Source organism: Dactylosporangium sp. NPDC048998, from assembly GCF_043197855.1.
Taxonomy (GTDB): domain Bacteria; phylum Actinomycetota; class Actinomycetes; order Mycobacteriales; family Micromonosporaceae; genus Dactylosporangium.
The window spans coordinates 12,584-32,029 of record NZ_JBICTV010000030.1 but is presented as its reverse complement, the minus strand read 5'-3'; the positions used below and the strand labels follow the sequence as shown (position 1 = coordinate 32,029).

Below are 19,446 nucleotides of genomic sequence, written 5' to 3'. Positions count from 1 at the left end.
ACTACCTCCGGCCAAGGCTGCCAGACATAAGTTGGTTCAGCTGATTTAGCATGTACATCGAGTTCTTCACGCCCGCCTCGCGCGCAGTCGCGACGGTGAGCGCGATTCCCGCGGCAACGCGCAGCATCGACTCCATCTCGACGGCGTCGCGCCCACCGAAGTTGAGCATGAACGGACTGCTGAGGTTCAACTCGACGACGAGGCGCTTCGGCGCGGGATCCGTAGTGGCCGGTACTTCGCTCAATGAGATCCAGCTACTTCCACGCTCCGTCAGGCGGAGAAGGATCTCCCAAGAAGTACCGTCCGTCGACGTCATGAAGAGGCGCTCGTCGACGTGCTCCTCCGTTGGGCGCTGGCGCTGATCCGATGTCGGCGTTGGGCCAGCCGGAGGTGGAACCTGCGGATCGCTTTCGACCGGCTCTTGGATTCTTTTTGGCAGCTCGTTCTCGACCGCATCTGCAAGCGCCCTGTCCATCGCCTTCACGGCCTTTTTCGCGGCCTGTCGCTGTTGCGGGGTGACCTCGCGAACGCGGTACCCGTCAGCCTGACGCAGAAGAGGGATCGGCTCGTAGTCGAGTTCGGCCTTAAGCCGCGTGATCAGCTCTTCCTCGGAGGCTTGCCAAACGAACCCATCCTTGCTGTAGGTGACCTTGATGTCGTCCAGGTGAAGCTCGCCGAAGATCCGTTGGCTACGAAAGCTGTTGCCGAAACCGAATATCTCTCTGGGACGCCACGGATCCTCCTCGAGGCCTGTGATGACGCGGTTCCGTCGGTACAGGCTGAAGCCCGACCCGGCCGCTCGTCCTACCTTCCTGATTGCTGCGAAGCCATGAACGCGCTCGCCACCGCTCAGCGTGAAGTCAAGTTCCTTACGCCATTCCAGCGGGCCTGCATCGCCGTCGAAGAGGGGCGCAACGAGAATCTCCGGCTCTTCGTACGTCAGAGTCTCGCCCTCGTATGTAAGACACAGCAATCCTTCGCGAATGAAATGGCGGTAGATGCTGCGAAGGTGGTCGCGGATCTTGCTGTGTGTCTTGGTGCGAATCGGGTTGCGCAGCGCGGACAAGACAATGCGAGTTCCGTGATCGTCAGCCGGGGCTGGAGTCTCGACTACCTCGAGTTCCTGGAGCCCATTGGCGATGATGGCAGGAAAGTCGTACTCGACGGTCCGTTCGACCGGCTCGCCAAAGGCGGTCGTCGTAATACGTACGCGACTCGCGAACCATGCCGCCGCGCTCTTCATCCCGATGCCGTATACGGATAGGCCGCTTGCGTCGGGAGGTGGTGTGCCCACCTCGAAGGCTGACGCGAACCGTGCGAGCGGGATGCCGCCCGCATCGTCCCGAACGGTAATGGTGCCGTTTTCCCCGGCGGTCGTGTGGATGGTGACGTGAAGCGGACCCGTGCGGCCGTGCGTCGCCCGGAGGTCTAGTGCGCTTTGAACCGAGTTGTCGACGAACTCCGCCAAGGCGTACCACTGCTTGTAGTCAACCGCCTCGAATACGCCAAATACGCCTACCTGCGGACGAATGGGTACGCGCACGCCGGAGTGCTCCCTTCGTGAGCCGATCAAAGTTCATGAGGCTGATGCTGAACCATATGCCGGACGGGCACATCGAGGCAGCATCGGGTGCTCGAGGGCTGTCAGTATCGTGCAGAAGGCCCAGTTGGGTTCCCGGCAACTGCGGAGGCAGACAGTGGATAGCGGGGACGGGCGGTAGGTTCCGACCAGAGCTGGATCCCAACTTCGTGGCCAGCGCAAGAAGGACACCGCGCGGGAGCTGATGCTAAGGCAACCCCTCCGTGCGCTGGGCGCCCGCTTACGCCTACATCAGAGCCTCGCCAAGGGCGGCGCTCCCGATCTCGTCATGCCCGGCCGTCGAACCGCAGCCTTCGCCGACGATGACCTACCGGCGCCCCTGCCCGATACATGGCCGCAAGAGACCGTCCAGCGGTCCCAGCGCGGGTCTCTGGGCGGAGAAGATACGCCGCAACAGAGAGCGCGACGCACGCAGCACCCGCCTCGCGACGAGCGATGAACTCGAGCTCCGGTGAGGGCGTGTCGACCGCGGACAACCGGATGGTCTCGCGGAGGTCGTCGAGCAAGCCGGTCGGGTCAACGCTAGCGGGATCTACAGGACATTCGCGCCGGAGACATCGGCGGGTGCGGTCCTTCTCGGGATCATGGGTCTTCGCAGAGTTCATGATCACCAATAGGTCGCATCCGTCCTACATGGACCCCAACCCCGTCCAAAATCCCAGCTCAGCCACCCCTCAAACGACTACGCAACAGCCCTGGCTCAAGCGCCCCCGCATCGCCCGGACGGAATATCCGGACAGGCTACTGCAAACCTGGCAATATTTGCTAAGGCGGATATGCCTGCCTTAGCTTCCCGCCCGGGCGCTACAGGCTCGGAAATACGTCTCTGATAATGTTCATGAGTTCCTCGGCCTGGGTGCGGTCAAGCTGAATCGTCTGGCTAACCTTCTTCTCGGATTTGCGCTGGTCCGACCCATAGGTGCTTAGCTGAAGGATCGTCTCGCCGTTATGAAGTACCGCTTGCCAGCCGCACTCCACCACGGTTCTGTGGAGACCCCGACCTTCATTGCTCTGGAAAAAGGATCCGATTACGGCCACGGAATCAGGACTCCCTCTCAGTTGGGTACATTAAATAGCCTACGTGCCAGGTTGGGCGGCTATTATACAGCTTGGACTTAACTTCTGGTTGATCGGTGGTCCGCGCGGCCGCAATGCAGTCGTTGAACTGCCAGCGGGAGTAGCGGCGTGGGTTCTATCCTGACAGCTCTGGAGCCGCAACTGGGAATAGTGGTCTAGCTAGCGCCTACGGCGGGAGGTCTGTGGCCGACGGTTGACCGGGTGGCGGCCAGTCGGCAGGGCCTAGCGTCCGGCCCTCCAGGGTGGCCTTCGCCGCATTGACAGCGTCCTGGCGTATCCGGCATTCCCACACCCGGACCACCTGCCACCCTGCCTGCTCTGCCAGACGCGTACTCCGCGCGTCGCGCTCACGGTTGTGCCTCATCTTTTCCGTCCAGAGCTGCGCGTTGGGCCCAACGAATGGCGTCCTGCGACCGTGTGCCGGACAGGAGTGCCAGTAGTCGCCATCGACGAACACCGCAATCCGACGCCCAGGAAGCACGAGATCCGGAGTACATCCCCTAGCGATGTGCCGATGCAGTCTGAACCGCGCCCCCAAAGCATGCAACGCTCGGCGAAGCATGATCTCAGGCCCAGTATCTGCCTTGCGTCGCCCCTTGAGATGGCGCCCTTCAGCTGTGGAGCGCCAGCCAACCATGCCCACTCGGTTCCTTTCCCATGGATCGCTACCCGCTAAGCAACGTCATCGACTCCACCAAACTGAGGTGATCTCCTCTGAGCCGCCCCGTCAGTACTAGACGAGCACTCGTGCGATGACCATCGACAGCAACGTTGTAGAGATCCGGTGGCAGGTTTGCCGTCAGCCGAGCCCGGGACGGGATACCACCGTCTGACGACTCAACCAGGAGACTTACGCGTCCGAAGCCTTGGTCGACGCGGTCGAGCTGGACGACCTTGGCCACCAACCGGACGTCCTGTTCAGCATCGTGGCCAGGCAGCTGCGGTGCGGCGTCTCTGATGGCGCGGAGAACTTGGCGATCAAACCGGAGGCGAGGCGACTGGACGTTGACCGGCAGGCTCTGCGCCCACGAGAAGCGCAACTCGAACGGCTGGCGCCGGCCGATTGCTGTCACAGCTTCGCACAGGTCAGCGGTGACGCCTTGGCCCGCACGCTCCACAAAAGGTGCGATATCGCCTGTCCGCAACGACTCACCGGCGGCGCGATGTGTTGCGCTGACCGCTCGATGCAGCTGAAGCACGATATTCCTGTTGATCGAACTCTGCTCGAGGGGCGTTCGGGCCGCGAGGAACTGTCGAGGTATCTCGTTGATCACTGGGATCTGAGTCGTGATGACGAAGCTTCCGGGCGTTGGCGCGACGAGCTGCACGGACCTAACGAATCCATTGGCGCGTTGGCCTGGTCCGCCGGAGGCATTGAGTCTGCGGAAGGCCCATTCGGCGGCGGCGGTCATGAGCAGGCGAACACCGTACAGCGCGGCCGATCCGTCAACCAGCGGTATTTTCCCTGTTGGAAAGTCCGGCAGCAGGTGGAAGTGCTGCGAGTCGACCGTCGTCGCAGCGATGTCACGAAGCACTGCCTCAGGATCGCGTTGCTCAGCGATGGCCACCGTCCGCAGCGCATCCCAAAGTCGAGCTCGGAAGTCTCGAAATGAACGGTCGAGTGGCAGAAGCAGCTCGAACTGTTCACCCTCGGCATCCAGCTCCCACACTGAGGCAGGGAGGCCCGGCTCGCGCTCTGTCCAGCCGGCATGGTTGAGATAGCGGGCAAAGACCTGTGGATCGAGCGCATCAAGGTCGGCTTGTGCTATCACGTCGCCTCCACGAGAGGGCCGCGAAGAAGGCTATGGAGCGAACTGGCAGTCAGTAGGTTCCGCTTGGGTACATCGACGGTCAACGAGCCGGCGTCAGCCACCGTCTGTCGTTCGCTGAACGAGGCCCAGTATCCCGCGTGGTGTACTCGTAACGCTTGGCTGTCAGCCTTGGTGTAGGACTCCGCCTCGGCCGGGACCAGGATAAGAAACAGGTAGCGCGGAAGGTAGAAGTCGTCTCCAGCGAGCCTGTTGAAGCTCTCCACCTGCATCCGGTAACGCCAAAATTGATCATTACCGGTCGGTGTACTCCAGGACTTAACCTGCACCTCGATCTTGGGGTATCGCGAACCGCCTCGACTCCCCGGATAGCCGATGGTGAAGTCCTCGCCGGTTACATCAAGGTCCGCCCGCGCGACCACCAGCCCCGCCGCGGCCGCAAGAAGGCGGACGAATGCCTCGCCGTAATACCCCTGGTGTGTCTTGCGCTCGAGGCCGTCAGTGCTCCGCATTGGCAGGTTCCTCTGGAGGTGTGACGGACCTGGGCGCCGGGCCCCTGCCCGTGCCGAGATCGGCGCCCTTGGCGCCGATCATCGATGCGAACTGGTCCGGGACCGCGACCAGAGCAATCGGACGCGGAGTCGGACCGAGGCGCTTCCTCAGGTTACGAGGCGGGCTGGGGTACGTCACGCCTGGGACGAGTATCTGGGAGACGAGACCGCGCCCGATGACCTCCCCAAGGAGGGGCAGCGTGGCGTTACCGACCTGTTTGACCTTCTTGGCGAACCGAGATCTCTCCGATTGCTCTCGATCACACAGCCTGCCGACAGACGTCATCAGTGGCTCATCAGTCTTGCCATAACAGCGCCCGGTCGACGGATCAGCTCGAAGGAAGAGTCGAACTTCATACCGAGCTCATATTGTCGGAGGCTGACCACTCGGTTGTCGATGGACTCCGGCGCCAGATCCACAAACGGATGCATGATGGCGAGCCTGCGCCCGTTTGGTCCCGCCAGAACCGGGATCCCGTTGTGGTCCTCCAGGGCGAGCTTAAAGTCCGTGGCGAAGCGCTGCGCAGCGTTGCGGTCGCGCTGAATGGAGCGATCCGGGACAGGTGGGCGACCCCGCATCAGGTCTAGGAGATCTGCCGCGAGGCGCCAGTCGAGCAGTGGGTGCCAGTTGCGGTTGCTGTAGTCGCGGATGCAGCGATGGCAGCTGGAGTCGCAGGGCTTCCCCGCGTGGGTCGCTAGGCGGCCCACCAGCTTGTCCGCCTCGCCGAGCAGCTCCTCCAGTTTCTCGCCGAATCGGGCCGCGTAACCAGCGCCATTCTCGAGGCTGTCTGCGATGAAGACCTCCCCGAGCAGCCGGTCATCGCGCCGGCGGGGATAGACGCCAACCTGGATCTCATCAGGACCAATGTCCAGCCACGGCACGGCCGCGTCGCGGAGTAGATACCCGAGGGAGGCCCACGCTCCACGTCCAGCCGGCGTCTCGGGACTGATCTGCATGCCCGCGGGCACGGTGTCGAGTCCCAGAACCAGCACGTCCGTCCGGCGACGCGCGGAGATCGCAACGGGTTGCGGTGATGCTGCCGCGGCGGTGTAGGTTGGCAGCCCTGCCCGCTGCCTGCGCTGGCCGTCGGCTATTAGCCCGCTCTCAAGCAGACCAGGCACCTTCTCGTCTGGGCGCCGGGGATTCTGCGGCGTCATCTGCACAAACGAGTACAGTCTTCCATCGTTGTCGTTTACCGCGATGATCTCTCCGTAGGTCGAGCGAACGAAGGCGTTGCCGTCCCGTCGCTCGTACACGTCAGGTGCCAACGACAGTCGAGGCTGCGCGGCATGTGCGGTGGGGTCGCCGAGCTGCTCGTAGTCGCGCGAACGGAACGAGGTCCGGTAGCCTGCGGGTTCTGCAAGTTCTACCTGGGTAAAGTCGGGTGCCTCGCTTTCGCAGACCGGGCACCGAGTCAGGGTCGGATCCTCCGTAACCCCGAGGCATGCGCGGCAGAGACCCGCCTGCGACGGCGACCCCAGAGCCTCACTACCCTCGATCCACTTGCCGTTGGCCAGCTGTCGGAAGTCGACGACGCCAACCGCCGTATGAATGGCCTTGTCCTTGACCACCTCGGCGCCCGGCGCGAACTCTGAGATTGCGACGCCCGCGTCCCGATCGAGGGTCTTGGGCTCCTCCCACGATCGGGGATGCTCCGTGTAGAGCACTCGCGACTGGGTTGGGAAGCCAAACATCGGCAGCACGCCGGCCTGGGTCAGGGCTTCTGACAGGTCGGCAACGCGGCTTCCGCTGGCGGCGTCGTCGATGACCCGTACCAGGTCCTCGGCGGCCCATCGCGCCAGCTCATCCGCGTCGAGCTCATCAACCTTCGTGCTTGCCAGCAGGCCGGCCGCCGTCGACGTCCACTCCCGCCGTCTCGAGACGAGAATGTCGTGGACCTGGCTTCGAACGGTCTGCCAATTGGCGACACCTCCAAACTGGCCATGAACGTTGCGTCCGCCGGCGAAGTCGGGGTCCTCTGCTGCCACTTGCCGGAACGTTCTGGTCAGCACCTCGGCGGCAAACGCTCGTTCAAGAATCCGCCGAGATCGCATGTCGAGGAACGGCTGAGGCGGTTCGTCCCCGGTGATGGACGCGGGGTTGGCGAAGTAATGCTCGTCGTGGCTCCGGGCGCCCCGACATACGGTCAACGCAACCGCCAAATGTTCATTGCGACGGCCGGCCCGGCCCACCCGCTGTTGGTAGTTGAACCGCTGGGGTGGCATGTTGGCCATGACCACGCCACGCAACGCGCCGATGTCTACACCGGCCTCCATAGTTGTCGTCACCGAGAGGACGTCAACCTCGTCGACGCGCGGGTTCTCATCGTCATCGAGGAAGACTCCCTGGAAGCGTGCTTGTCGGGCCTGACCTTCCAGGGGATCTGTCTGACCGGTCAGCTCCTCGCAGTGCATCCGGTACACGCCGCCATCTTCACGGGCGAGCCAACGGTAGTAATCCTCGCCTCCCACGGCTATCGGCTGAGGCTCGTCGGGCAGGCGATGCAGGCAGGTCACGCAGACGCCAGCGCTTCTGTGAAGATGCCGTGTCCGGCATTTCTCACACCGGTAGAACTCTGGCTTCCGCACCTGGTAAAGCCGAACCTGATCGGGCGACACCCGGTATCCTGTGGACTCCTTAACGCTGATCCGCTCACCGAGAGCCTCGAGCAGAACCGGGCCCTCGTCGGGCCGGTCGTTCAGCTCTGCCACGGCCTTGGCGTAGTCACGCACCTCACGCGGCCAGTCGTCCTCCATCTTCGGCGCGGTGAACCGCCGCCTGCGCCCGAGAAGCCTCAAGACCGAGGAGGCGAACTCGTCTGCTGCCTTCGCGTCGAGGAGACCAATAGTTACCGGCGCCGCCGAAACCGCGTACGCGATACCTAGTGACTCTATGTCCCGGTCCCCGCCAGCAAAGACGGTGCGTATCACCTGTTCTCTGAGGAGTTCCTCGATGGTGTCGCGAAGTCCACGAAGCGAGGCGTCCAGGCCGGTTGCCGGTCGATCGGTGATTGGGTTGACGTTCCATTGGTAGATGTCCGTCCATGGCTGCTCGTCCTTGGTCCGCTGCTTAGCGGGGCCCGGCCCTGCGGGATTGACGCCGAGCGCGAGCAGCCGCGGCTGGACCTGCCGCGCAACATCAACAATGCTGGGACGTCCGTGGAGTGACTGCTTCAGGGCGGCCAAGGCGTCATGCTCCTTGGCGTCGAGTGGGATCCCGTCGCGGATGGCGCCGATGGCACTGAGCGCATCAGGATGTGTCGCCTTGAGGCGCTGCCGGAACTCGAGCACGTCGGGCGTGAGGTTGCCCTCGATGAGCTGCGTCAGGAGTGCGCCGTCCTTGGAGACCATCTCGAGCGTGGCGACCACCAGCGCGCGAACGAGGTCCAGATAATGAGCAAGCTCCAAGTTCGCCGCGACTCGTGCTGCTCCCTGCCGACTGTCCGAGAACACCACGAGATGCGAGTCAAGCTTCCGCTTGAGGGCGCCGGTCAGGACCTGGTTGGCTCGGTCGAAACCGACACCCTGCGTCCGGATGGGAGAACGGGAGCGTTCCCGGTCCTCCACCTTTCCTTTGCTGACATATTCCCAGTCGTCGCCGCACGACGGACACTGCGTGGGCAGTGCGGGCAGCCGTTCGGCGGGACCTTTGACGACGTACTGGTAGCCCGTCGCTGGCGATTTGACATCAAGCATTCCGGTGCCGGGTGAGTACCCCACCGCCATGTACGACATCTCGTACTTGACCGTCTTGGCATCGGTCGCCAGCTTAGTACCAGCCCGTGTCCAGCTCTTCTCCACGACGGGCTTACGTCGCGTCGGCCAGTAGAGGCGGTATCCCCTCGCGTTGTTGGCATCGAAGCTTCGATCCGGCAGCTGGTCGAGTGAGGCAATCGTCGATACGAGGAACTCCTTCGGCCCGGCGCTGGCGACGTAGCCACCGAGCATGCTCTCGCCGCAGGATTGGCAGTACAGCAGCTCGAGTACGCGCGAGCCGCAGTCACACGTGAACCGAGGCACCGCATAAAGCGCGCCGATGCGGCGGTTTGAGGAGCGAAATCCCTCGGCAACGGCTGAGCACTCGGGATCGGAGCAGGCCCACAGACCTTGAAGCGTCCGTACGAACAGATGACCCCGCAAGCGAACGCTGGGGTCGTCCTGACGTTCCAAGAGTACGATCAACGCATCCAGCGCCCGGCGCGCATCATCTGCCGGCAGTGTAGGGAACAGCCTTGTCGCCACCTCGCCGACCGGCCGTGGCCGGAGACCGTCCTCCCGCGTCAGGGCCAACGTAAATGCCCTCGGCAGGGTGTCGTCCTGGGGCAGCTCATCCGGGTCGAAGTCCGCGGCTTCGCCATCTAGTAGCATTTTCGCAACGTTGGTGAGGTCGTCGGCCCCATCCGACGGAATCTCGCGCTTCCCCCGGACGAAGGTAAAGGCATCGCTACTGGGCCGCCCAAAGAACTGCGAGAGGAACGCCCGACCTTCAGGGTCGTCCTGAATGCTCGCCGATGTGCCGATCACCCTGAGCTGCTCTGGCCGCTCGTCGAGCCCTAGCGAGGACATCAGACGCCGGAGCAGGTATGCCACCTCAGTGCCGGCGGTACCGCGGTACATGTGGAGCTCGTCTACAACGAGTGTGAAGTGATGGTCCGATGACGCGGCCAGCCATCGTCGCGTCGCGTCGATCATCGGCGCTTCGTCCGAGCGCCCCAGCGCGATCGACAGCATGCTGTAGTTCGTGATCAGAATGTCCGGCACAGCGTGCTGCATGTCCCATCGGGACCGCATCTCCGCACCGTCCATCGCCGGCAGGAAATACCGGGCGGATCGTTCAATCTTACCTTCGTCGATGCGGGCCAGCAGACTCGCGTGACGCCGTTCGGCTCCGGCCATCATCTTGCGAAGCCGCTCGATCTTGTCGCTTGCGGCCGTTTCTGCAGTGCCTGGCAGCGGTGTGCGGCCGGTGTAACGTCCGAAGTAAAAGCGGTGGCCCGGGCGATGCGTGTCGAACCACTGTCTCGCTCCTGGCGAGTCCAGTGCCGCCCGCAGGCGAACCATCTGGTCCTCGACGAGCGCGTTCATGGGGTACAACAGCAGTGCTCTGATGCCCGGAAGGCGGCCCTCGTCATCGGCTCTCTGAGACTGGAACATGCTGCCTCGCCACCAGCGAGGCTGGGTGACTCGCTCGGGCTTTCCCCACGTCCGAGACTCCTCTACCAGTCTCGCGACGACGGGCAGCAGGAAGGACTCGGTCTTGCCCGAACCGGTACCTGTGCCGACAACAACATCCTGGCCGGCGAGGGACGCGAGCAGTGCGCGCTCCTGATGCTCGTAGGCCCGATCATGGGGCAGCAACCCCTGTGCGACAAGATCTGCGGCCTCGTCCAGTCCCAGCGAGGAGAACGTTTCGGCGAGGGTCCGCCCCGCGGGTTGGTAGGTAGGCATGAGTTCGAGATAGGGATCGGTGAACACTGATCCACCTTGCTCAAGCAGCTCCCGGCGCTCCCGCCCGATCGCCTCATCACGCAGCTCATATGCGGTGTCGTAGTAACGGAGGAAGGCATCCTGCAGATCCCGCTGGAGGCCGTCGATGGTCAGCGAGCTGGTTGGCTTCGGCTTCGTCACCGTTCAAACCTTAGTGTTCCGTCATCATTCTGGAGGTCCTGCTTCAGGAGGGTTGCGACCAGCCGCGCGGTCTGCTCGTCCACATTCTCATAGACGAGGCAAGATGAGTTGGCGCGCCCCCGGCGACCCTGGTACGGCGTCAGGCCGGTTCGAAGCGTAAGCGCGCGGTCGACGAGCTCAGGAGGAGGCAGGCCGGCAGGAACGAGAAGGCGCCGGCCGATCGGGTCGTGTATCAGTAGCTTGGTTCGTCCTTGCCTGGCTTCCGACAACCATTGGCCCACCAGGAGAGGAACCAGGGTGAGCCGTCCAAGCTCGTCTCGCCAACCGTATCGGCGTTGGCCATGGACGGTGTACTGGTACAGGCCTACGGCCGCATCGTTACTACACGGGGCCCAACGCCCGTCGCCGGCGGTCGAAGGCATCCAGAGGACAGGGTCGGGCCCAGGACTGATTTCCATGTGATGGGAAGAGTCGAGCACCTCGTCGAGCGTCATTAGCATTGTTAGAATTTGTGTGGACACCAGACCGAGCAGTTCGACGCCCAACCTCTTCAGCCCAATCTGGACCGACTCGCGACAGCGCGCATCCCACTCCACATAGACCACTGTGGGGCCTAAAACGTAACCATCACTGGTTAGCGAGGTGCGCCGATGAACCGTAAGGCTGCTTGCGGCCGAACCCACGATCGGGTCAGTGTCGTCAGGATCGTCCAGTCGCTCCAGCAGTCGTGATGGTCTCGCGCCAGCAAGCACATGCAGACCGGCCGCGGCGGGCAGTGCCACTAGGACCGCTGGTGCCACGGCCACCTGACGTCGGATGTGGTCGCGCTCGACGTGGCCGAGCCGACCTAGCGTGGCGAGTCCCAGTCTCCACCGGCTCGCCAAATGCTCCAGACCGTAGCGCCGACATGCCCAACTCCATGCCTCAGAGAAGGACTCGATGGAGGCGCGGCCCTCCGCCTGCTCGGAAAGCCACGCAAGGACCTCATCATACGGGTTCGGGGCGTTAAACTCGTCGACGACGTCGGTCCGGAGTTCGGCGGACGACTGGGGCATCGGGATTTGGGCTGGCGTGGAATCCTGGGCCCGGACCGCCGCGGCAAGCGCCCTTAGAAGGCCACGGTCCGGCGTACCTACCCAGCGCCATTCGAGTTCCCCGAACAGTTCGGGTACCAGGTCCGGCCGGGCTCGCGATCGGACGGCTCCAGGAAGCCGGTCGCCCGTCTTCAAGGAGGTCGCCACGACCTGCTTCATGTGCTGGCGCCCTGACCGGACGACGAAGTACGAGCCGGGCTCGAACGTGGATCTCAGCGTGTACATCACGTCGACGGAAGCTGGCTGAAGCCCGACTTCGCGCAGCCACAACGGCATCGACGGCCAGACCTGCCGTAGCCGGCCTGTCGGCGTCAACACCAGGCACTCGCTACCGGTCGGACACCGCACCGCAACAACGTCGGGAAGAGGCACACCATTGAGACATGCTCCACTGAGCGACCCCGACGAGCCCACACGTGCGGCCTTACCGAAGGTCGTCTTCGTACCGTTTTGGGCGATAGGCCGCGCCACCCCGCCGTGCGTAGCCGTCTCCCGGACGAACGAAACCGTTCGCAGTGTCAGGCGGCGCGAACCCCACGAAAGCACGTGGCTTCCCGGATTCGGCACTAGGTCGGCGAGGGAGAACTGGCGCTGGCCTGGCCCAATCGGTACCCGCTTTCCGCCGAAGTGAACGATTGAGTCTTCCTCGGCCGCCATATCGACGTCCGGCTCGCCGCCAACAAGGTAAGTCGTGGGTCCGACCGGGAGGCCACCGACGAGTGCGATCCGCTGTCCTGCCTCTGCTCCGGGCGATGCCAGGTCCAGTAACGCAACCACCGCAGAGCCCGGTTCGACCTCCAGGCTTCGAATCCAGTACCAGCCATCAATAGCACTTGGCTCCGGCTGAACTCCCTGCACCGCGTCCAGCAGCGAGGCGAGGCGTCGGCGGTGCACCAGGACGCGGCACGTCATCCCACGATCGATGCGCCGGCACTGCAGCCATCCGCCCAGCGATGGCGCTTCGTGGAAGGCGTACGCTTCCCGGCCGCCGAACCGAACCGCGGCGTCGCTCGACAGCTCGTGCAGAACACCTTCCTCGAGCAGCTGCGACATCGGTGCGTTCAGGCGGACGAACACATACTGATCGAAAGGCCCGAAGGTTCGCGAACCGTTGCCCACGTCGAGCGGAACGCCGTGCCATCCCCCTTCCAACTCCACAACACCGCTGAACTCCTCAGACCAGTCGTCGTAACTGAGCAGGCCTCGCTTCGCAGCCCTGTACCGAAGCCGAACGCCGTCTCTCCGCCACCGCTGCGCCTCATCCGCGAGCACCTCCTGGAGGATCGGCCTCGTTGCGTTCGATCTGAACTTCTCCCGCAGCCCTTCGCCGACGCTCCCGCGATAGACGAGCCACTCCATGAAGGTGTCGACCAGAGGCGGATCGTCGCGATCGTGACCGGTCTTCTCCAGGAACTCCTCGATCAGGAACCGCTCTGAGTGACGAACCAAGCCTTGGCTGCGTGCCCAGCCTTGAAGTGTCCAGCGCGGATGCTCTCGAGCGGTGGGTTCGCCGTAGACCCACCCAGGACCGGAAAGCCAGTTGTTCCACACTCGCCACATCAGCGGCACATCACGGTATCCCGGTGGCGGCTCGGGCAACGCTTCCAAGCCGAGCAGTTCGTTGAGCCGTCGGTAGACGCCGTGGGGTCCGACGGGCTCCTCGGTAACGGCGAGCACGGTCAGGGCCAGGTGGGCCAGCATTGGCGGCGTACCGGAGTAGTTGTTGTACTGCCATCCGATCGCCGCCTTGGCGCCGTCCGGGAAGGGTGACACGCAGGACTGGACCTTGAATGAACCCGTGAAGTCCGCGACAGCGTCAGCCGCCTGCTGGCCAGAGATCTTTCCAAGAAGTTCGCGGTCCACGTAGAGGTACAGCGGCACCTCGGGGCGTCCTCTGCTTCGGACTTCATTGAAGAGCGCGCTATTCCACTGAGCCAGGTCCACTACCGTTGCCCCTAGGTTGTTGCGCTTCGTGCACTTTTATGCAGGGCGGCATGCCAGGTTAACAAGATCGCTATCGATATGGCATCAAACTGGGAGAATCGTACGTTTGTGGGTTCCATAAGTCCCTGCCGCGGTGATTCGTCGTAGAGCTCCGCAAGCGTACGGTCGCCCGACGGTTAGTCCTGCACTCGAGGCGGCCGGGGGTGGACCCAGCAGCGCAGGACAGCACGGACGGCATGCAAGTACCTCCGCGAGCATTACGCACCAAGGTTCAACCGGCGCCGATGACCGACTTGGTCTGAAGATATGGATCTTCTACGGGGAATCGAATAGCCGTACCGGCCATGTTGGACGTCGTTCGGTCATATTGACGGTGGCGGCGATGAACGCCCGCACGCGCCGCTTGTCCCGGCTGACGCTCGCCCGATAAATCTTGTCCGGGTCGATCTCCAGCTCGTCCGGGTCCTTCTCCGGCGAGAGTGCCATCCAGCCGGAACGCCCGCAGTGGCGGCAGTAGATGGCGGGCAGCCGCTGGTACCGGGCATCGGCCACCACAGCGTCGATCTCCGGCGCGAACGGGTCCAGGTCGCGTGGCGGCTCGTCGTACCAGCCGAACATGGTCTCGTTGGCGACGCCGCGCAGGAGTCGCGTCACCGCGCGGGTCCACAGGTGCGTCTCGATGTTCAGCAGCGGCCGTCCCGGCGCCTCCGGGCTCTGCGCCAGCGACAACAGCTTACTTGCGGCCGGCGACAACCTCATGGGCCGACCTCGCCCACCGCGAACTTCTTTGGGGCCTTCGGGGAGTCGTGCTCGACGCCTACCAGCACCGCTGTGCGATCACCGGCCGCAATCTCTACCTGTTGCGCCCGAACCCGGCCGCGCTCGACCCGTGGTTTCTCGCCGGGCTCTACCGGGCCGTTCGGCGCCTGCGTAGCGACGGGTCGAGGTGGAGGTCGTGAGCACGGTCAGCACAGGAGGTCCAGCTGCGGAAGAAGACGAATCCGCGCTTACTCACCGCCCGAGTGAGTCGCTGCGGTCGCAGCCGAGGGTCGGCTGCACCAGCCGATAGTCGCCGACGAATCGCGGCGTGGGGCAGAGAGAGCGCACCTCAGCCAGGTCGAGTACGAACCGCTGGCCGCGGCGTACGAGGTCAGGATTCCCGGCGGCCGGCGAGCATCGACCAGTGGAAGGGGTTGTAGCTCATCTTGCCGGTCTTGCAGGTGATTGAGACGGCCACGACGATCGCCTTGCCCTGGACCTTTGGTGAGTCCTCGGCTGCGGGACGACTTCGACGTCCACATCATGTTCGATCGGGGATTCGCCGGATGGCGCGTGGTACGGCCGGATCAGACCGCCGGCCAGGCTGTCGGCGGCGCGTCGTTCTGCCGCCCTGGACCGGCAACCTCGCCGCGCCCGCAGCGTGCCACCGGCGCCGGTGCAACTGCGGCCTGTCGGCAAGGAACCGATACCAATTGCCGTCCGTCACGCCGACATAGGCCTTCACGACCGAATATCTTGCCGATGAACCCGGCTCATCCGAGCACGGAATGAGCACGACGCTCCGTAGGGCAGTGCCACGAGGGTGCGAGCCGACCGGAAATGAGCAGGTCGGGGGATTGATCGAGAGAGCCGACGGGGGGACTTGAACCCCCAACCTTCCGATTACAAGTCGGGTGCGCTGCCAGTTGCGCCACGTCGGCCTGACTCACGATGTTACTTGGTCCCTGGCGGGGCGCGCCTCGCAGATTGCCCCCTGGCGAAAGCTACCAAATCACCACTAATTTGGTCCTCGACCTTGGCAGCGGGGCTCCTACCGCTTACTGTTGCCCTACTCCGCATCCTGCAACGCCGCAGGCCGGAGGTGCTTCTACTCGGATCGTCCGGCACGTTCCTGCCGGTGGAAGGTGGCTACCCCTATGGCTACGGTCACGTACGCTAAGGCGTCCCGGGTCTACCCGGGCACCCCGCGTCCCGCGGTTGACCAGCTCGACCTCGAGATCGGTGACGGCGAGTTCCTCGTCCTCGTCGGGCCCTCCGGTTGTGGCAAGTCGACGTCGCTGCGCATGCTCGCCGGTCTTGAGGACGTCGACAGCGGCGACATCCTGATCAACGAGCGCAACGTCACGCATCTGCCGCCGAAGGCGCGCGACATCGCGATGGTGTTCCAGAACTACGCGCTGTACCCGCACATGACGGTGTACGAGAACATGGCGTTCGCGCTGAAGCTGCGTAAGACGCCGAAGCATGAGATCGACCGTCGGGTGAAGGAAGCGGCCGCGATGCTGCAGCTCGAGGACTACCTCGGGCGTAAGCCTAAGGCGCTGTCCGGTGGTCAGCGGCAGCGTGTCGCGATGGGTCGCGCGATCGTGCGTGAGCCGCAGGTCTTCCTCATGGATGAGCCGCTGTCGAACCTCGACGCCAAGCTGCGTGTCCAGACGCGTTCGCAGATCGCGACGCTGCAGGCCAAGCTCGGCATCACCACGGTGTACGTGACGCACGACCAGGTCGAGGCCATGACGATGGGTCACCGCGTGGCGGTGCTGCTCGATGGCGTGCTGCAGCAGGTCGACAGCCCGCGTGCGCTGTACGACCGGCCGGCGAACGTGTTCGTCGCCGGGTTCATGGGGTCGCCGGCCATGAACATCAAGACGGTGCCGCTGACCGACCAGGGTGGGCGCTTCGGCGACGTCATCCTGCCGCTGACCCGCGAGCAGATCGCGGCGGCGCAGTCGGACGGGGCCAACGGCCGGGTGACGGTCGGCTTCCGGCCCGAGGACACCGACCTGGTCGGGCCGAACGACGGTGGCATCCCGATCACGGTCGACCTGGTGGAGGAGCTCGGCTCCGACGCCTACGTGCACGGCATCGTGGCGCTCGACGGCCAGGACGAGCGGTTCGTCGTCCGCGCCGACCCGCGCCGCACGCCGCGCCTGACCGAGATCGTGTACGTCCGCCCGCACGCGAACACGCACCACGCGTTCAACGCCGCGACCGGCCGCCGGATCTGACAAACCCTAGACACAACAAAGCTAGACACAACAAAGGCGGCGCCGGATTCCCGGCGCCGCCTTTATGTATGAACCAAAGACTAGGCGAACGTCCAGACCTGCAGCTTCCCCTCGCCGATGCAGGCGATCTTCGAGTCGTTCCAGGAGCAGCTCGACCCGGAGACCTTCGACAGGGTGCCGAGTGCCACACGACCACCCGTTGCCGCGGTGACGCCGACCAGCGCGACGTCGCCGGCGTAGGCGGTCGGGGCCTTCGCGAAGAACAGCAGGCTCCCGTTCGTCACCCGGAAGCCCAGCGCGCCCTGGTCCTCGGGTTTGAGCAGCTGCCCGCCGTTCTCGTCGAACAGCCAGCTGGCGCCGCCGTTCGGGTACGACGTGGCGAGGGTCTGCTTTCCCACGGGTACCAATGTGTTGGTGCCCTTGGCATCCCCGTGCCAGAGTTCTTTTTTGTCGGCGATGGACAGCACGCGCAGTACGGTGTCGGAACCGTCCGAAGCGGTGCCGTCCAGCAGGCAGATCCGGCCCGTGCCGCAGGGCGAGATCGAGGCGATGCGGTGCTTGTCGTCGGAGGTGTAGAGCTGGTCCGGCTCGCCCTGCTTGCTCAGGTCGTACGCCTTGACCGTGTACTTGGTGCCAGTGCTGTAGATGAACAGCGTCCCGTCGGCCATCGCGTAGCCCGAATAGTAGTTGTCCGACGTGTTGTTCCAGCTGCGCAGCACCTTGCCGTTGGCCGCCCCGTCACGCAGGTTGATCTTGTCGCCGTCGACCGAGACGTATGTGGTCCGGGACTTGACGTCGCGGTCGGTCGGGCCGGAGAGGTCGGACGGGCCGCGGCCGTCGGCGGCGTTGACCGGCCCGATGATGGCCGTGCCCTTCTTGTCGTCATCGACGGTCCATTTCCAGGCGCCGTCCCACGCATACGCGTTGGTCTTCTTCGTGGCGCCGGAGTGGACCACCCAGACCGAGTCGAGGAACACGACGCGGTCGTCGGAGGCGAAGTCGAGTTGCGCGCGCTCCTTGCCGTCCGAATCATTCAACAGTCTCAATGACCCTTTGGTACCGCCGGCGGCGATCAGGATCAGCCCGCCCGGATTCGGCAGCAGTTGCCAGCGGTAGCTGTCGGAGTCGACATCGTGGGACCAGACCTTCTTCTTCTCGTCGAGGTCGTAGGCGACGAGGTGGAACTTCTTGTCCTGAACCCAACCGGCGTACGTGCGCGAGCCCAGCGTGGCGGTCACCGGATAGGTGATCGCGTCGGCGTTGGCGAGGTCGAGCGAGCCGGCGCCGGCAAAGGTCTTGAAGTCGACGGTGCTGATCCGGTCGCGAACGAAGAAGAAGTACCCGCCGGCGGCCACCAGCGCGAGCACGACGACCGCCGCGACCGCCCCGACGAGCAGCCCGGTCCGGCGGCGGCGCGGGGGTGCGGCCGGCGCCGGAGGCACCGAGATCGGCGTCGGCGGGCTCACCTGACCAGGCGGAATGACCTGACCCGGCGGAATGGCCTGCGCGGCCCGCATCGGATAGCCCGGCGGGGCAGAAACCGGTGCACCGCCGAAACCGCCAGAAACCGGAGAAGTAGGGGAAACCGGCGAGGCGGGAGGAGCGCTGACCGCGGCTGGCGGGGCGCTGAAGCTCGCGGCGACCGGCACGCTCTCCGTCTGGTAGCCGACCGGTGCCAGCTCGGCCAGCGCGCCCTCCGCGACCGGCAGCTCCGGCTGCTCCAGGACCGTGGGGGCGATCCCCAGCTCCGCGTGCAGCAGCCGCGCCGCCAGGGGCAGCCGCGACGAGCCGCCGACCAGGAACAGCCCGGCCAGCTGGTCGGGGCGCAGCCCGGCGGCGTGTACGACCTTCCCGGTCTCCCAGACCGCCCGCCGGATCAGCGGCTCGGTGACCTTCTCCAGCTCCTCGCGGGTCATGTGCAGCGCCTGGTCGCGCCCGGGCACGGTGATCGGGGCAACGGTGGTGCGGGACAGCATCTCCTTGGCCCCGCGCACGTCGTCCCAGAACAGCCGGCGGTCGCGCCGCTGCGTGGTGGTCTCGGGGCTCTTCAACGAAGCCCAGACCGCGGGTGTGGTCGAGGCGATGACCGCCCCGAGGTGCTCGATGATCGCGGCGTCGACGTCGAGGCCGCCGAGGTCCTCGATGCCGCCGGAGCCGGCGACGGAGAAGCGGCCGTTGTCGTTGCGTACGACGGCGATGTCGAGCGTTCCGCCGCCGAAGTCGAACACGGCGAGCGCCGCGCCGACGGGGACGGGGCGGCGCAGCACGTCCGCGAAGTACCGTGCCGCGGCGACCGGCTCGGGCACGAGCATGACCGGCGGCCAGCCAGCCCGCCGCGCCGCCTCGGCGAGGGTGTCCCGCCGGCGGGTGCCCCAGGCCGCGGGGTGGGTGAGCACCGCGGACGGCAGGAACCCGACCGCCTCGACGGCGGCGCGCGCGACCGCGGCCAGGATCGCGGCCAGCAGGTCGACGGTCGGGATCTCGCGGTCGCCGAGCAGGACGGTGGGCTCGTCGATGCGCCGCTTCGGGTTGGGCTCGAAGCGGGACGGGTCGAGCCCGGCCATACGGTACGCGTCACGGCCGACGTGCAGCCGGCCGTGCTCGTCGACGTACACGCCGGAGGGCATGATCGGCGCGCCGTCGACGAGCAGCGGGCGGGTCCGGCCGTCGGGGTGCCGGATCACCGCGACGGTATTGGAGGTGCCGAGGTCGACCCCGATGGCGAAGCCCTGCTGAGGCTGAGTCACCGGCCCATCCTAGGGGCGCCCACAAAGA

9 protein-coding genes, 1 tRNA gene and 1 pseudogene are annotated in these 19,446 nt (G+C 65.0%); 2 read left to right on the top strand and 9 right to left on the bottom strand.

Going from position 1 to position 19,446, the window contains the following annotated elements:
- Position 1: 1 nt before the first annotated feature.
- Positions 2–1,543 (bottom strand): ATP-binding protein, encoded by a 1,542-nt coding sequence (locus ACGFI8_RS38750; RefSeq protein ID WP_392812305.1) that lies wholly within the window; start codon positions 1,541–1,543, stop codon positions 2–4.
- A 217-nt stretch (positions 1,544–1,760) separates the two neighbouring features.
- Between ACGFI8_RS38750 and ACGFI8_RS38745 the strand changes: the two are divergent.
- Positions 1,761–2,039, top strand: a pseudogene (locus ACGFI8_RS38745) (hypothetical protein); the annotation flags it as partial.
- Positions 2,040–2,843: 804 nt separating this feature from the next.
- Here ACGFI8_RS38745 and ACGFI8_RS38740 read toward each other — a convergent pair.
- The 7 genes from ACGFI8_RS38740 to ACGFI8_RS38710 form a co-directional block, all read right to left on the bottom strand.
- Positions 2,844–3,314, bottom strand: a complete 471-nt coding sequence (locus ACGFI8_RS38740; RefSeq protein WP_392812304.1) for a very short patch repair endonuclease — start codon at positions 3,312–3,314, stop codon at positions 2,844–2,846.
- Positions 3,315–3,342: 28 nt separating this feature from the next.
- The gene (locus ACGFI8_RS38735; RefSeq protein ID WP_392812303.1) at positions 3,343–4,449 is read right to left on the bottom strand and encodes a hypothetical protein; all 1,107 of its coding nucleotides are present in this window, start codon (positions 4,447–4,449) and stop codon (positions 3,343–3,345) included.
- The gene (locus ACGFI8_RS38730) at positions 4,446–4,958 is read right to left on the bottom strand and encodes a DUF4365 domain-containing protein (RefSeq protein WP_392812301.1); all 513 of its coding nucleotides are present in this window, start codon (positions 4,956–4,958) and stop codon (positions 4,446–4,448) included. The genes ACGFI8_RS38735 and ACGFI8_RS38730 overlap by 4 nt, the downstream gene beginning before the upstream one ends.
- 324 nt (positions 4,959–5,282) lie before the next feature.
- On the bottom strand, positions 5,283–10,625 hold the full coding sequence (locus ACGFI8_RS38725; RefSeq protein ID WP_392812299.1) for a DEAD/DEAH box helicase: 5,343 nt from the start codon (positions 10,623–10,625) through the stop codon (positions 5,283–5,285).
- Positions 10,622–13,600 (bottom strand): hypothetical protein, encoded by a 2,979-nt coding sequence (locus tag ACGFI8_RS38720; RefSeq protein WP_392812298.1) that lies wholly within the window; start codon positions 13,598–13,600, stop codon positions 10,622–10,624. The genes ACGFI8_RS38725 and ACGFI8_RS38720 overlap by 4 nt, the downstream gene beginning before the upstream one ends.
- A gap of 378 nt (positions 13,601–13,978) precedes the next feature.
- Positions 13,979–14,422 carry a hypothetical protein gene (locus tag ACGFI8_RS38715; RefSeq protein WP_392812296.1) on the bottom strand — a complete coding sequence of 148 codons (444 nt, stop codon included), beginning with the start codon at positions 14,420–14,422 and terminating at the stop codon, positions 13,979–13,981.
- 868 nt (positions 14,423–15,290) lie between these two features.
- A tRNA-Thr gene (locus ACGFI8_RS38710) sits at positions 15,291–15,363 on the bottom strand.
- Positions 15,364–15,579: 216 nt separating this feature from the next.
- On the opposite strand from ACGFI8_RS38710, the gene ACGFI8_RS38705 reads away from it, so the two are divergent.
- Positions 15,580–16,671, top strand: coding sequence for an ABC transporter ATP-binding protein (locus ACGFI8_RS38705; RefSeq protein ID WP_392812295.1), 1,092 nt, complete (start codon positions 15,580–15,582; stop codon positions 16,669–16,671).
- An 80-nt stretch (positions 16,672–16,751) separates the two neighbouring features.
- On the opposite strand, the gene ACGFI8_RS38700 is transcribed toward ACGFI8_RS38705, so the two are convergent.
- Entirely contained in the window at positions 16,752–19,418 is a 2,667-nt protein-coding gene (locus ACGFI8_RS38700; protein ID WP_392812294.1) for an Hsp70 family protein, read from the bottom strand.
- Positions 19,419–19,446 lie beyond the last annotated feature (28 nt).